This window comes from Variovorax sp. J2P1-31, assembly GCF_030317215.1.
Classification (GTDB): Bacteria; Pseudomonadota; Gammaproteobacteria; order Burkholderiales; family Burkholderiaceae_C; genus Variovorax.
In genome coordinates this window covers 1757309-1770884 of record NZ_JASZYA010000001.1, presented here as the reverse complement: position 1 = coordinate 1770884, position 13576 = coordinate 1757309, and the positions used below count along the sequence as shown (strand labels likewise).

The 13576-nt window shown below is 68.7% G+C and carries 19 protein-coding genes; 11 read left to right on the top strand and 8 right to left on the bottom strand.

Features of this window, described 5'->3' with window-relative positions:
* The first annotated feature begins 5 nt into the window (after positions 1 to 5).
* Together QTI20_RS08210 and QTI20_RS08205 are read left to right on the top strand one after the other, a co-directional pair.
* Complete coding sequence (locus tag QTI20_RS08210; protein WP_286548556.1) at positions 6 to 626, top strand: TetR/AcrR family transcriptional regulator; 621 nt, start codon at positions 6 to 8, stop codon at positions 624 to 626.
* Between the two features lie 55 nt (positions 627 to 681).
* Positions 682 to 1719: an MBL fold metallo-hydrolase gene (locus QTI20_RS08205; RefSeq protein ID WP_286548557.1), complete on the top strand. Its 1038-nt coding sequence runs from the start codon at positions 682 to 684 to the stop codon at positions 1717 to 1719.
* A gap of 7 nt (positions 1720 to 1726) precedes the next feature.
* Here QTI20_RS08205 and QTI20_RS08200 read toward each other — a convergent pair whose 3' ends face one another.
* Positions 1727 to 2605, bottom strand: a complete 879-nt coding sequence (locus tag QTI20_RS08200) for a LysR substrate-binding domain-containing protein (protein ID WP_286548558.1) — start codon at positions 2603 to 2605, stop codon at positions 1727 to 1729.
* A gap of 105 nt (positions 2606 to 2710) precedes the next feature.
* Between QTI20_RS08200 and QTI20_RS08195 the strand changes: the two genes are divergently transcribed.
* Entirely contained in the window at positions 2711 to 3103 is a 393-nt protein-coding gene (locus tag QTI20_RS08195) for a tautomerase family protein (RefSeq protein WP_286548559.1), read from the top strand.
* A 181-nt stretch (positions 3104 to 3284) separates the two neighbouring features.
* On the opposite strand, the gene guaA is transcribed toward QTI20_RS08195, so the two are convergent.
* The 4 genes from guaA to guaB all read right to left on the bottom strand — a co-directional run bounded on the left by guaA (position 3285) and on the right by guaB (position 7215).
* A complete protein-coding gene (guaA, locus tag QTI20_RS08190; protein WP_286548561.1) occupies positions 3285 to 4904 on the bottom strand; it encodes a glutamine-hydrolyzing GMP synthase in 1620 nt (539 codons plus the stop codon).
* Positions 4905 to 4914: 10 nt separating this feature from the next.
* Positions 4915 to 5334: a type II toxin-antitoxin system VapC family toxin gene (locus QTI20_RS08185; protein WP_286550968.1), complete on the bottom strand. Its 420-nt coding sequence runs from the start codon at positions 5332 to 5334 to the stop codon at positions 4915 to 4917.
* 11 nt (positions 5335 to 5345) lie between these two features.
* Positions 5346 to 5594: a type II toxin-antitoxin system Phd/YefM family antitoxin gene (locus QTI20_RS08180; RefSeq protein ID WP_219217512.1), complete on the bottom strand. Its 249-nt coding sequence runs from the start codon at positions 5592 to 5594 to the stop codon at positions 5346 to 5348.
* 151 nt (positions 5595 to 5745) lie between these two features.
* Positions 5746 to 7215, bottom strand: a complete 1470-nt coding sequence (gene guaB, locus QTI20_RS08175; protein WP_183026865.1) for an IMP dehydrogenase — start codon at positions 7213 to 7215, stop codon at positions 5746 to 5748.
* 214 nt (positions 7216 to 7429) lie between these two features.
* Between guaB and QTI20_RS08170 the strand changes: the two genes are divergently transcribed.
* From QTI20_RS08170 to QTI20_RS08155, 4 genes are all read left to right on the top strand, one after another.
* The gene (locus tag QTI20_RS08170; protein ID WP_286548563.1) at positions 7430 to 8044 is read left to right on the top strand and encodes a cysteine hydrolase family protein; all 615 of its coding nucleotides are present in this window, start codon (positions 7430 to 7432) and stop codon (positions 8042 to 8044) included.
* Positions 8045 to 8112: 68 nt separating this feature from the next.
* On the top strand, positions 8113 to 8604 hold the full coding sequence (locus QTI20_RS08165) for a cupin domain-containing protein (RefSeq protein WP_286548564.1): 492 nt from the start codon (positions 8113 to 8115) through the stop codon (positions 8602 to 8604).
* The gene (locus QTI20_RS08160; RefSeq protein WP_286548565.1) at positions 8601 to 8987 is read left to right on the top strand and encodes a hypothetical protein; all 387 of its coding nucleotides are present in this window, start codon (positions 8601 to 8603) and stop codon (positions 8985 to 8987) included. The genes QTI20_RS08165 and QTI20_RS08160 overlap by 4 nt, the downstream gene beginning before the upstream one ends.
* Positions 8988 to 9042: 55 nt before the next feature.
* A complete protein-coding gene (locus tag QTI20_RS08155; protein WP_286548567.1) occupies positions 9043 to 9558 on the top strand; it encodes a DUF4124 domain-containing protein in 516 nt (171 codons plus the stop codon).
* Between the two features lie 30 nt (positions 9559 to 9588).
* Here QTI20_RS08155 and QTI20_RS08150 read toward each other — a convergent pair whose 3' ends face one another.
* Entirely contained in the window at positions 9589 to 9906 is a 318-nt protein-coding gene (locus QTI20_RS08150) for an RnfH family protein (protein ID WP_286548569.1), read from the bottom strand.
* Between the two features lie 2 nt (positions 9907 to 9908).
* Entirely contained in the window at positions 9909 to 10355 is a 447-nt protein-coding gene (locus QTI20_RS08145) for a type II toxin-antitoxin system RatA family toxin (RefSeq protein WP_286548572.1), read from the bottom strand.
* A gap of 61 nt (positions 10356 to 10416) precedes the next feature.
* Between QTI20_RS08145 and smpB the strand changes: the two genes are divergently transcribed.
* From smpB to QTI20_RS08125, 4 genes are read left to right on the top strand one after another with little or no spacing between them, the layout of a single operon-like run.
* The gene (smpB, locus tag QTI20_RS08140; protein WP_183026858.1) at positions 10417 to 10893 is read left to right on the top strand and encodes an SsrA-binding protein SmpB; all 477 of its coding nucleotides are present in this window, start codon (positions 10417 to 10419) and stop codon (positions 10891 to 10893) included.
* 48 nt (positions 10894 to 10941) lie between these two features.
* Positions 10942 to 11445 (top strand): sigma-70 family RNA polymerase sigma factor, encoded by a 504-nt coding sequence (locus QTI20_RS08135; protein WP_286548573.1) that lies wholly within the window; start codon positions 10942 to 10944, stop codon positions 11443 to 11445.
* A 16-nt stretch (positions 11446 to 11461) separates the two neighbouring features.
* Positions 11462 to 12172, top strand: coding sequence for an anti-sigma factor family protein (locus QTI20_RS08130; RefSeq protein WP_286548575.1), 711 nt, complete (start codon positions 11462 to 11464; stop codon positions 12170 to 12172).
* Positions 12173 to 12225: 53 nt separating this feature from the next.
* On the top strand, positions 12226 to 12612 hold the full coding sequence (locus tag QTI20_RS08125; RefSeq protein ID WP_286548577.1) for a COG4315 family predicted lipoprotein: 387 nt from the start codon (positions 12226 to 12228) through the stop codon (positions 12610 to 12612).
* 46 nt (positions 12613 to 12658) lie between these two features.
* Here the strand turns inward: QTI20_RS08125 and QTI20_RS08120 are convergent, their stop codons facing one another.
* Positions 12659 to 13555, bottom strand: a complete 897-nt coding sequence (locus QTI20_RS08120; protein ID WP_353507273.1) for a DMT family transporter — start codon at positions 13553 to 13555, stop codon at positions 12659 to 12661.
* Positions 13556 to 13576 lie beyond the last annotated feature (21 nt).

Genomic DNA, 13576 nt, shown 5'->3' with positions numbered 1-13576 from the left:
CACCCATGACCATCGCCTCCCTTCCCCGCACCGGCGCCGACCGGCGCGAGTTCATCCTGGAGGCGGCGATCGGCGTCTTCCTGCGCTACGGTTACCGGAAGACATCGATGGACGACCTCGCGCGCGCCGCGGGCATTTCCCGCCAGGGCCTCTACCTGCACTTCGCCTCGAAGGACGAGCTCTTCAGGGAGGCCGCCACCTGGCTGTCGCAACGCAGCCTCGATGCGATGCGGGCGGCGCTGGCACGCGAAGAGCTGCCGATCGAAGAGCGCCTGACCGGCGCCTTCGCGGCGCTGCACGCCCAGAACGACGGCTCGCAGATGTCGCTGGAACACATGAGCGAGATCGTCGAAACCGCGCGCCAGCTCATCGGGCCGGTGCTGGAGGCCTTCGACCAGACGGTGCTCAAGGAACTGACGCGGGCCATCCAGTCGAGCGGGGCCGAGGTCCCGTGGTACGGCGCCGGCCTGACGGCCAAGTCGCTCGCGCAGCACCTGCTCGCGGCCTCGCACGGCCTCAAGCACCAGGCCCGCACGCCGGCCGAGTACCAGGCCGGCATCCGCCTCGCGGTGCGCCTGACCTGCGGCAACCAGGGCGCCACATCGCGGCGTGCCACCGGCCCGTGAGCGCCAAACCATGAAGCGCTCTTCCCTCCACCTTCTCTTGACCGGAGTCCTCGCCATGTCCACCTTCGCACTGTGCGCCTGCAGCGCCGGCCCCGCAGCCCATCCCGAGTCGCCGCAGCAGCGCGACGGCCGCTTCCACAACGTCGTGCCGCGCGTGCAACCGGGCTTTTTGAAGACGGTCGCGCTCGGCTGGGAATTCCTGACCCACAAGACCGATGCGAGCGTGCCCAGCGCGCCGATTCCGGTTCGGCCGCTGACGACCGAAGCCCTCCTCGCCGCGCCGGACGGCAGCCTCTACCGCCTGGGCCACTCGACCCTGCTGCTCAAGCTTGAGGGCGCGTTCTGGCTCACCGATCCGGTCTTCTCCGAGCGCGCCTCGCCGGTGCAGTGGGCCGGCCCGAAGCGCTTCCACGCGCCGCCGATCGACATCGACGCGCTGCCGCCGATCAAGGGGGTGATCCTGTCGCACGACCATTTCGATCACCTGGACCATGCGGCCATCCTGCGGCTGGCGCCCAAGGTCGAGGTGTTCGTCGCGCCGCTGGGCGTGGGCGATCGCCTGATCGCCTGGGGCGTCGACCCGGCGCGGGTGCGGCAGCTCGACTGGTGGGGTGAGACGAAAGTCGGAAGCGTCCGGCTGGCGGCCGTGCCCGCCCAGCACTTCTCCGGCCGCGGCCTGCGCGACGGCGACCGCACGCTGTGGGCCTCGTGGGTGATCGCGACCGACAGCCTGCGCCTCTTCTTCAGCGGCGACACCGGCTATCACGCCGACTTCAAGACCATCGGCGAGCGCTACGGCCCCTTCGACCTGACGATGATCGAGACCGGCGCCTACGACCGGCAGTGGGCCGACATCCACATGCAGCCCGAAGAGACGCTGCAGGCCCACCTGGACCTCAAAGGCCGCTGGCTGCTGCCGGTGCACAACGGCACCTTCGACCTGGCGCTGCATCCCTGGGACGAGCCCTTCGAGCGCATCCAAGCGCTGGCGCAGGCGCGCGACGTGAAGCTCGCGACGCCGGTGATGGGGGAGCGGCTGTCGCTGAGCGACCCGCATGCGGGGGCGGCGTGGTGGGTGCGCGCTGGAAACTAGCTCGATTTCAGTTGAGCTGCGCGGCGAGCATGTCCCTGACGTCCGACACGAAAATGGCCTCGCCGGCACGGGGCGGCGCCAGGCTGAACGCCACGTCCGGCAGCGCGGGCAGCTTCACGCCGCCGTCGACAGGCGCGGCGGTCGGCGGAATGGCCGAAGCATTGAGGCAGGCCACGCCCAGCCCCGCGGCCAGTGCCAGGTGCAGGCCTCCGATGTCCGATGCCGTGTGTTCGATGGTGTAGGCCGTGCCGTGCAGATCGAGCGCATGCACCGCAAACCGCTGCAGCGAACAGCTCTCCGGCAGCACCAGCAGCGGCAGCGCCTCCACGTCGGGCGCCAGCGCAAATGACCGGTCGGCGATCCAATGCAGCGGCTCGCGGCGCAGCTGGATCCGGCCGGAAACTCCGTCGTCCGGCGAACGGTTCTGATGCAGGATCGTCATCGACACGCCGATGTCGAAGCTCGCCGCATTCGCCTCCTCCTCGATCCATGCGCTCTTGCGAATGCTGACGTGAAGGCGCAACTGCGGAAACTGCTCGCGCAGGCGCCGGAGGATGACCGGCAGTGCATGCGGACGAAAGTAGTCCGTGATGGCGAGTCGCAAATCGCCGCTCAATTGCGCGCCCTGCACTTCCCGCCAGGCGGCGTCGCTGAGCGAAAGCAGCCTTTGCGCATGGCCCACCAGACGCTCGCCGGCCGTGGTGAGACGCGTGCCCGTCTTGGCCCGCACCAGCAGCGCCACCCCGCACATCTGTTCGAGCTTGCGCACCTGCTCGCTGATCGCCGACTGCGAGCGGTACAGCCGAGGCGCGGCCGCCGACAGGCTGCCGGCGTCGGCAACGACCACCAACGTGTTGAGCAGGTCCAGATCCAGGATGCGCGTCATCTATCCACCCGATTTCCCGATGGATGTCATCATAACTTCCCGCTTTTCCGTGATCGAGACGCGCCAGATACTGGCCGCTTCAACGACACAGCAAGGAAAAAAAGCATGCCTGGTATCCATCTCACCCTGTCCGGCCAGCCGGACGCGGAACTGACCCCGCAACTCGCGGAGCAACTCACGCAACTCACCTGCCGGGTATTGAAGAAGGAGCGCTCGCGTACCCGGGTGATCGTGCAGTACGTACCGGCCGACCAATGGTTCGTCGCCGGCGCCGCCTTGGCGGATGACGGCCGGCGATCGTTCGAGCTCCAGGTCACGATCACCGAGCAAACCAATACACGCAGCGAGAAGGCGGACTACCACAAGGCCGCCTACGAACTGCTCGGTGGACTGCTGGGCACGGTGCATCCGCATTCGAGCATTCATGTGCTGGATTGCCAGGCGACGTCCTATGGGTATGGCGGCGTGACGCAGGAGTGGCGGTATCAGCACGGTTGATGGCGACCTGCGCGCCACGGCGCTCGTCCGACGGTAGACCGCGGCCAGTGCGATGCACGATGGCCCACGACACTGAAGTCGAGCTGGGATGCCTGCGTTCCTGCTCGACTGCGTTCATCACAACTCTTCTACGGTGCGCCGGTTCGCAACAAGCGATAGGTTGCGCAGGGCCTCGGTTCACTCACTCCCACTCAATCGTCGCCGGCGGCTTGCTAGACACGTCGTAAGTCACTCGGTTGATCCCACGCACCTCGTTGATGATCCGCCCCGACACCTTCTTGAGCAGCGCATAGGGCAGCTCGGCCCAGTCGGCCGTCATGAAGTCGCTGGTCTGCACCGCGCGCAGCGCCACCACGTAGTCGTAGGTGCGGCCGTCGCCCATCACGCCCACGCTCTTGACCGGCAGGAACACGGTGAAGGCCTGGCTCGTAAGGTCGTACCAGGTCTTGCCGGTCTCGGCGTCGGTGAAGTTGCGCAGCTCCTCGATGAAGATGGCGTCGGCGCGGCGCAGCAGGTCGGCGTATTCCTTCTTCACTTCACCGAGGATGCGCACGCCCAGGCCCGGGCCGGGGAACGGGTGGCGGTAGACCATCTCGGGCGGCAGGCCCAGCGCCACGCCCAGTTCGCGCACCTCGTCCTTGAACAGGTCGCGCAGCGGCTCGAGCAGCTTCAGGCCCAGTTGCTCGGGCAGGCCGCCGACGTTGTGGTGGCTCTTGATGGTGACAGCCTTCTTGCTCTTGGCGCCGCCCGACTCGATCACGTCGGGGTAGATCGTGCCCTGCGCCAGGAAGGTCGCGCCCTTGTGGCCGCCATCACCGGCCTTGAGCTTGGCCGCTTCCTGCTTGAACACGGTGACGAACTCGCCGCCGATGATCTTGCGCTTGGCTTCGGGGTCGCTCACGCCGGCCAGCTTGCCGAGGAACAGGTCACTCGCATCGACGCGGATCACCTTCGCGTTGAGCTTGCCTTCGAACATCTCCATCACCATGTCGCCCTCGTTCAGGCGCAGCAGGCCGTGGTCGACGAACACGCAGGTCAGCTGGTCGCCGATGGCGCGGTGGATCAGCGCGGCGGCAACGCTCGAATCGACGCCGCCCGACAGGCCCAGGATGACCTCTTCGTCACCCACCTGCTCGCGGATCTTCGCGACGGCTTCGGCGATGTGGTCGCGCATGACCCAGTCGGGCTTGGCTTCGCAGATGTCGAGCACGAAGCGGTTGAGCAGCGCCTGGCCCTGCACGGTGTGCGTGACTTCGGGGTGGAACTGCACGCCGTAGTAGCGGCGCGCCTCGTCGGCCATGCCGGCGATCGGGCAGCTGTCGGTGCTGGCCATGAGCTTGAAGCCCGGCGGCAGTTCGGTGACCTTGTCGCCGTGGCTCATCCAGACGTCGAGCATGCCGTGGCCTTCGGCCGTGGTGCGGTCGGCGATGTCCTTGAGCAGCGCGGTGTGGCCATGGGCGCGCACGGCCGCGAAGCCGAACTCGCGCTTGTGGCCGCCTTCGACCTTGCCGCCCAGCTGGTGCGCCATGGTCTGCATGCCGTAGCAGATGCCCAGCACCGGCACGCCCAGGTCGAACACGGCCTGGGGGCACTTGTCAGTGGTGTCCTCGTACACGCTGGCGTGGCTGCCGGAGAGGATCACGCCCTTCAGGTGGCCGTCGGCGGCATAGGCGCGCACCCAGTCGTCGGTGACGTCGCAAGGATGCACTTCGCTCAGCACATGGGCGTCGCGCACGCGGCGCGCGATCAGTTGCGTGACCTGCGAGCCGAAGTCGAGGATGAGGATCTTGTCGTGTTGCATGGCGATGGACTCAGAGCGTTGAAATGTCGAACAGCTTCACGCCCGCCTTGGGCGCGGCCTGGAGGAGGTGCTCGTCGAAGGTGGCGAGCGGAAGATCGAGCGATCTGGCGAGCCACAGGTAGCCCGCGTCGTACTGCGACACGCCGGCATCGATGGCGACGGCCAGCACGGCCTTGTGTTGCGCGGGCGCGAGTTCGTGCAGTTCGACCCGGTGGCGGATCGCGTCGAGCACGCTCCACAGACCTTCGACGGCGGCGGTGGGAACGCGGCCGCTGCGCACGCCGTTGGCAATGATGTTGGCGCATTCCCATTGCCAGGCATTGGGCGCCTGCGGCTCGACCTCGTCGCGGCGGATCGCGGCGTAGAGCTTGCGGGTGTGTTCGGTGGCGTGCTCGGGCAGCAGCCAGGCGGCCGTGACCGAGGCGTCCATGACGAAGGCGGTCACGACTGGCGGCCCTCTTCGCGCAGCGCGCGTGGCGAAGGGCCGGGCCGCAGGGTGGCATGCAGCGCGTCGATCTGGCCCAGCTCGCGCTGGATCTGCTCGTCGGTGATCACCGGTTTGCGGCGCACCGGCAGCATGCGCACGACTTCCTTGCCGTGGCGGGTGATGCGAACTTCCTCGCCCTTCTCGACCGAGTCGATCAGGGCCGAGAAGTTGTTCTTGGCTTCAGCGATGCCGATGGATTGCATGGGACCAGAAAATGGAATCTGGCCCGGATTCTAGCAAATCTGGCCAGACTTTATAAGTCTGGCCAGATCGGGCTCTGGGCCGGCGCAAGGCGGCCTGCGGCCCCTCGGGGGGGCAGCGACTCACACGCAGTGGAGGCGCGTGGGGGCCAGACTACTCTGCCCGGTAGTTCGGCGCTTCCTTCGTGATCTGCACGTCGTGGACGTGGCTCTCGCGGATGCCGGCGGTGGTGATCTCGACGAACTCGGCCTTGTTCTGCATGTCGGCGATGGTCGCGCAACCGCAGTAGCCCATGCTGGCGCGGACGCCGCCGGCCATCTGGTAGACGATCGAGACGATCGAGCCCTTGTAGGGCACGCGGCCTTCGATGCCTTCGGGCACCAGCTTGTCGGTGTTGGGGTTGCCGGTGGTCGATTCCTGGAAGTACCGGTCGGCACTGCCCTGCTGCATCGCGCCGATCGAGCCCATGCCGCGGTAGCTCTTGTAGCTGCGACCCTGGTAGAGCACGATCTCGCCGGGCGCCTCTTCGGTGCCGGCGAACATGCTGCCCATCATCACGGTGCTGGCGCCGGCCGCGATGGCCTTGGCGATGTCGCCCGAGTAGCGCACGCCGCCGTCGGAGATCAACGGGATGCCGGTGCCCTGCAGCGCGGTGGCCACGCTGTCGACCGCCATGATCTGCGGCACGCCCACGCCGGCCACGATGCGGGTGGTGCAGATCGAGCCCGGGCCGATGCCGACCTTGACCGCATCGGCGCCGACGTCGGCCAGCGCGCGCGCGGCGTCGCCGGTGGCGATGTTGCCGCCGATCACGTCGACCTGCGGATAGTTCTTCTTGACCCAGCGCACGCGCTCGATCACGCCGGCGCTGTGGCCGTGCGCGGTGTCGACCACGATGGCGTCGACGCCGGCCGCGACCAGCGCCTCGACGCGCTCCTCGGTGCCGTCGCCCACGCCCACCGCCGCGCCCACGCGCAGGCGGCCGTTGGCGTCGCGTGCGGCGTTGGGGAAGGTGGTCTGCTTGGTGATGTCCTTGACCGTGATCAGGCCCTTGAGCTCCCAGTCGCTGTTGATGACCAGCAGGCGCTCGAGCTTGTACTTGTTGAGCAGCGCCTTGGCGTCGGCCAGGGTGGTGCCGTCGGGCACCGTGATGAGCTTGTCGCGCTGCGTCATGATCTCGCTGACGGGCACGTCGTATCGGGTCTCGAAGCGCAGGTCGCGGCCGGTCACGATGCCCACGACCTTGCCGCCGTCGACCACCGGGAAGCCGGAGATGCCGAGCTGGTCGGACAGCGCCATCACCTGGCGCACCGAGTGCGTGGGCGTGATCACCACCGGGTCGCGCAGCACGCCGGATTCATAGCGCTTCACGCGCGCCACTTCGGCCGCCTGCTGCTGCGCCGTGAGGTTCTTGTGCACGATGCCCATGCCGCCTTCCTGCGCGATCGCGATGGCCAGGCGGGCCTCGGTCACGGTGTCCATCGCCGCGGAAACCAGGGGCAGGTTCAGCGTGATGTTGCGGGAAAGTCGGGTGGCGAGGGAGGTGTCCTTGGGCAGGACCTGGGAGAACGCTGGCACCAACAACACGTCGTCGAAGGTGAGCGCTTTGCCGAGAAGGCGCATGGGGAAGGCTCCAAAAGACGAATTGTAGCGAGGCCTCGGCCTACACCGCACGCGCCGTTGCAGTGTCCCTGCGGCAACGAACCCCGCGAAGCGCGCCAAAGGTCACTGCGGTGCGCGATCTGCACAAATCTTGTGCCGCTGGACGGCTATCGCGCGGCGCCGGGCTCTTTTACGCTTCAACCCGTCACACATTCAGCACACAAGGCACCCGCTCATGAAGCACCCCAGCATCCGCCAGATCACTGGCGCCGCCGCCACCACGCGGCTCGATCCCACCACGACGGCCCTGGTCGTCATCGACTTCCAGAACGAATATTTCGAGGGCCGGATGCCTATTCCCGACGGCATGGCGGCCCTGCGCCAGGCCAGGCGCCTGGTGGACCTGGCCGACGCGCAAGGCATCCCCGTGCTGCATGCGCAGCACATCGCGCCGGCGGACAGCCCGATCTTCGCCGAGGGCAGCCCCGGCTTCGAGATCCATCCGCTGATCCGCCCGGCGCCGCACCACGTGGTGCTGCAGAAGCCCACGCCCAGCGCGTTCGCGGGCACCGATCTGCAGGCGCACCTGGACGCCCGCGGCATCAAGACCCTGCTCATCACCGGCCTCATGACGCACATGTGCGTGTCCGCCACCGCCTTCGACGCGGCGCCGCGCGGCTACCACAGCATCATCGTCAGCGACGCCTGCGCGACCCGCGACCTGGACCTCGAGGACGGCGGCGTGCTCCGGCACCAGGACCTGCACCGCGCGGCGCTGCGCGGCGTGTCGGACGTGGTGGCCGAGATCCGCTCCACCGCCGACATCCTGGGCCTGCCCATCGAGGCCTGAGCCTTCGCGTACCGGCCGGTCCGTCCGGCCACCCCCCCCTTTTTTTGCTGTCACACCAAGGAGAAACCATGAAAAACAACGTCCATCGCCTGATCGGCGCCCTGGCACTCGCCGCTGTCGCGGGCCTCGCCGCATCGGCCTGGGCCACCACGCCCGCGAAGAAGGAGGCCGGCAAGGCGGCCGCGTCCGAGGCGCTGGTGTCGCTGCCCGCCAAGGACCTGAAGTGGCGCGAAGTCCCCGGCACGGGCGGCGTCCGTGCGGCCAACGTGCGCGGCGACATCATCGGCAAGGGGCCCTACGAAGCCTTCGTCGAGTTCCCGGCCGGCGCGAACAACCCGCACCATTTCCACACCCAGGCCTTGCCCACGGTGGTGCTGAGCGGCGTGTTCTACGCGATCTTCGAGGACGGCAAGAAGGTGCAGTACCCGGCCGGGTCGTACTACTACATCCCGGGCAAGCTGCCGCACTTCAGCGGCTGCGAGCCGGGCGCCAACTGCGTGCTGTTCCAGTACCAGAACGACCACTTCGACCTGGTGCCGACGCCCGTCGCCAACAAGTGAAACCGACGCTGGTGCCCGGTGCGCCAGACATGCCGCTTCGGCGGGTGGAAGAAGCGCAGGCTCCGGCCGCCCGCGGCGGCAGCCGCGGCATCGCTCCGCAAAGGGATGGAATCATCATGATGAAAAAACAGGAAGCGCGTTCGCGTCAACCGACGGGCCGCGCCGCGAGCGGGTGGCACTTCCATTGGGGATGGGCCCTCGCCCTGGCGCTGGGCCTGGGCTTCCTGGCGGTCTTCGGGCTGCTCGACCTGAGCGGCCCGAATGCCGACGGACGCCTCCACGCGCACCCCTTCGGCACCTTCCACGCCAGCCTGCTGCTGCTCGTGGCCGCGCTCGGGCTGGCCTTTCTGGACTTCCTCTCCGGCCGCGCCAAGGGACGCTGACCCCCGCCCGGCGCCAAGGTATTGCAAAACGTAAGGCGGCGCTAAACTGCCGCACATGAAAATCGTGCAATGGCTGGTTCTGGGGTGTCTTTGTGCCATGCCGCTGGCGGCTTCGGCGCAATGGCAGTGGATCGACAAGGACGGCCGCAAGGTTTTCAGCGACCAGGCCCCGCCGCCGGAGATCCCCGACAAGAACATCGTGCGCCGCCCCGGCGCACCGGTGGCGCGCCACGCGGCGTCGCCGGCAGCCGAGGCGCCCGACGCCGCGCCCTCCCCCATCCCTGCGTTGACGGCCAGCAGCCCCAAGCCCTCGGGCGTGGACAAGGACCTCGCGGAGAAGGCCCGCAAGGCCGAGGACGCCGAAAAGGCCAAGCAGGCCGCCGAGGCGCAGAAGCTCGCCAAGGCCCGGGCCGACAACTGCGGCCGCGCCCGCCAGGGCAAGGCCACCATGGACAGCGGCATCCGCGTCGCGCGCGTCAATGCCCAGGGCGAGCGCGAGATCATGGACGACAAGGCCCGCGCCGCGGAGCAGCAGCGCCTGCAGTCGGTCATCGACAGCGACTGCAAGTAGCCTGGGGGCGCCGCTGCGCGCGCGCCAGGCTCAGTAGCCCTGCTTGCCGCCCTCGCGTCGGCGCGCGAACAGGCCGGTGCCGCGGGCGCCCTGCTGCTGGAAGCGTTCGCGCCGCGCCACCTTGGGGTCGACCGTCAGGGCGCGGCACCACTCGAGCCGGTCGCCGTCCTTCAGCACCTGCGTTCCTTCCACCGCGCGGCCCCACACGCCGGCCGTGAAGCGGCTGCGATCGAAAGCCGGCAGCGTGCTGGCGGCCATCGCGTCGTCGACCGTCGCGCCCTCGGGCAGCGTCAGCACCTGCTCGGTCACCTCGCGCGGCGCGGCGGCGCACACCAGCGTGATCTGCATCGTCAGGCCTTCCCGTAGACCTGCTCGGCGCGCTTCACGAAGGCCTCGACCAGCGTGGAGGCGATCTTGTCGAACACCGGGCCGACCAGCGCCTGCAGCGCGAAGTTGCTGAAGCCGTAGCTCAGGTCGAGCTCGACGCGGCAGGCGCGCTCGCCCTGCGCGCCCACGGGGTTGAATTTCCAGGTGCCGTCGAGGTTGGAGAAGGGGCCGTCGACCAGCTTGAGCCGCACCTCGCGGCCCGGGACATGGGTGTTGCGTGTGGTGAAGTGCTGGTGCATGCCGCCGAAGGCCAGGCCCACTTCGGCGGTCATGCCGGCCTCGTCCTGCTCGACAATCCGCGAGCGGTCGCACCAGGGCAGGAACTCGGGATATTTCGCCACATCGGTGACCAGGGCATACATCTCCTCGGCGCTGTACCAGATGAGGACGGACTTGTGAACGGTTTTCATAGAATCGAGGGTGTGTGCGTTTCGATTGTATTGAGGCCATGCGACCCCAAATGAGACCGCCATGGCCACCAAGAAACAAGACACCTCCTCCCGCATCGCCGACAACAAGAAGGCCGCCTACAACTATTTCTTCGAAGAGCGCTTCGAAGCCGGCCTCGTGCTCGAGGGCTGGGAAGTCAAGTCCCTGCGCGAAGGCAAGGTCCAGCTGACCGACGGCTACGTGGTGATCCGCGACGGCGAGATGTTCATCGTCGGCCTGCAGATCAACCCGCTGCGCAGCGCCTCGACCCACACCACGCCGGATTCGGTGCGCACCAAGAAGCTGCTGCTGCACAAGGAGCAGATCCGCCGCCTGACCGGGAAGATCGAGCAGAAGGGCTACACCCTGGTGCCGATCAACCTGCATTGGAAGGCCGGCAAGGTGAAGTGCGAGGTCGCATTGGCCAAGGGCAAGGCCGAACACGACAAGCGCGACACCATCAAGGACCGCGAAGGCAAGCGCGAAGTCGAGCGCGCGATGAAAACGCACAACCGTTGATCGCCGCGATGGAATAAACCGGGGGCCGCCGGTGTTCATCCCGTAGTCATGGACACCCGCCCCCTCGTCGCCCACATCCCGAGCCTGCGTCGCTACGCGCGTGCGCTGACGGGCGATGCCTGGGCCGCGGACGACCTGGTGCAGGACACGCTGGAGCGCGCCTGCCTCAAGTGGCGACTCTGGACCGTGGGCACCGACCTGCGGGCCTGGCTGTTCACGCTGATGCACAACGTGTTCGCCAACCAGCTGCGGCGCGCACCACCGCGTGCGCTGGACATCGACGCGCTTGCACAGGACCTGGCCGGCGCCGACACCAGCCAGGACAAGACGCTCGACCTGCAGCGCTGCCTGCTGCGGCTGCCCGAGGACCAGCGGGCCGTGCTGCTGCTGATCGCGCTCGAAGACCTGTCGTACGCCCAGGTGGCGCTGGTGCTGGACATCCCGGTCGGCACCGTCATGTCGCGGCTGTCTCGGGCCCGGGCGCGGCTGCACGAGCTGATGGAAGGCGCCGCGCCGGCCGCGGCCCGCCCCGGGCTGCGCCGACTCAAATGAGGGCTCCTGCGATCCCATGAACCACGCCAAGCCTTCCGACGACAAGCACTGGACCCTGCAGCGCGACGCGCTGCGCGCGCTGCACCGCGAGGTGCTCGACGAGCCCATCCCGCCCGCGCTGCTGGCCGCGGCCGAGCGGGCCGACCGGCGGCGCAGCGACCAGGCGCGCTGGCTGCGCTGGGGCGGCATGGCGGCCGGCCTGCTGCTGGCCTTCGCGGCCGGCTGGCTGGCCAGCGGGCAATGGGCGCCGGGCGCGCACGGCCGGGTCATGGCGCGCAGCCCGCAGGGCCCCGAATTCGTCCACGCCGCCGCCGTCGCGCATGCGGTCTATGCACCGGAGAAACGCCATCCGGTCGAGGTGGCCGCGGCCGAGCAGCAGCACCTGGTGCAGTGGCTGTCGCGCCGGCTCGACCGCCCGCTCAAGGTGCCCGACCTGTCGGCCGAGGGCTACACGCTGGTGGGCGGTCGGCTGCTGCCCGGGGACACCGGGCCACGGGCACAGTTCATGTTCGAGGACGGGGCGGGCCAGCGTGTCACGCTGTACCTCGGCGCGCGGACCGACGGTGCCGCCGTGGCCCAGGCCGGCGAATCGGCCTTCCGCTTTTCCGCCGACGGCCCGGTGCCCAGTTTCTACTGGATCGAGGGCGGCTTCGGCTACGCCCTGACCGGTCCGCTGCCGCGCGAATCCTTGCTGCGGCTGGCGACGGTGGTGTACCGTCAGCTGTGAGCCGACGCCCTGCCCCCGTCACACATGTTTTTTTAACCGAAGGAGAACCCTCCATGAAACTGTTCAGCGCATCCCTTCTGGCTGCGGCCCTGCTCGCCGGCTGCGGCGGCATGGCCCCCAAGATGGCCGCCGACACGCCCACGCGCACCGCGGATGGCGTGCTGGTCGGACCGAACGGCATGAGCCTCTACACCTTCGCGCGTGACGCGGTCGGCAGCGGCAAGTCGGCCTGCAACGGCCCCTGCATCGCCAACTGGCCCGCGCTGACGGCGCCCGAGGCCGCCAAGCCCATGGGCGACTACAGCGTGGTGATGCGCGACGACGGCAAGAAGCAGTGGGCCTACAAGGGCGCCCCGCTCTACTACTGGTCCAAGGACGGCAAGGCCGGCGACCGCACGGGCGACGGCGTCGGCGGCGTCTGGAAGCTCGCGCGTCCCTGAGCGGCACGCGATCGCCAATGAGAAAGCCGGCATCCGCCGGCTTTTTTCATGGACGCAGGGGGCGCCATCTCGCCTGTCGCTCGCGCAGCCCGAGCAGCTCGTTGGCCACCAGCGCGCCGATCACGAGCAGTCCGCCGAACAGCACGCTGGCCGCCGGCACCTCGCCCGCGCCGACCCAAGCCAGTGCGATGCCGAAGATCACCTCGAGCAGGCCCAGCAGCGCCATCTCCGGCGCCTTCAGGGCGCGTGCGCAGGCCAGCGACAGCACGCAGGGAATCGCGAGCTGGAACAGGCCCAGGAAGGCCAGCAGGCCGAGGTCATGCGGCGTGGCCTGCAGCGGCCAGGCCAGCGGCAGCGTGACCAGCGCCGAGATCAGGGCACCGATCAGCACCGCGGGCACCAGGTCGACGTCGTGACCCTGGGCGTGGGCATGCTGCACCACGGTCCAGTTGGCCGCGGCGGCCACCGGCACGCAGAGCGCGACCAGCGTGCCGAGCCATTGGCCCGCGCCCATCTGGCTGCCGTACATCCAGGCAATGCCCAGCCCGGCCACGCCGATCGCCCACCAGGTGCGCGCCGGCAGGCGGTGCCCGATGAAGAGCCTCGCGGCCAGGGCGGTGAGCAGCGGTCCGACCGCCATGGTGACCAGCACGTCGGCCGTGCTGGTGAGCGTCAGCGCCATCATGAAGGCGGTGAACATGATGCTCCAGCACAGGCCCGAGGCCCACAGCGCGCGCCCGCCGTGGCGGACCGTGGCGAGCACGGCGCGCCCGCGCCACAGCGGCAGGATCACCAGCAGGGCGAGCGCCGTGAAGGCGCTGCGCCAGAAGGTCACCTCGAAGCTGCGCGCATGCTCGAGGTGGCGCGTCACCACACCGGCCGTGGCCCACATCAGGGTCACGCCGACCATGAGCCAGACCGCCAACCCGTGGGTGAGCCGCAGCACGGTGGACTCTGGTGACGG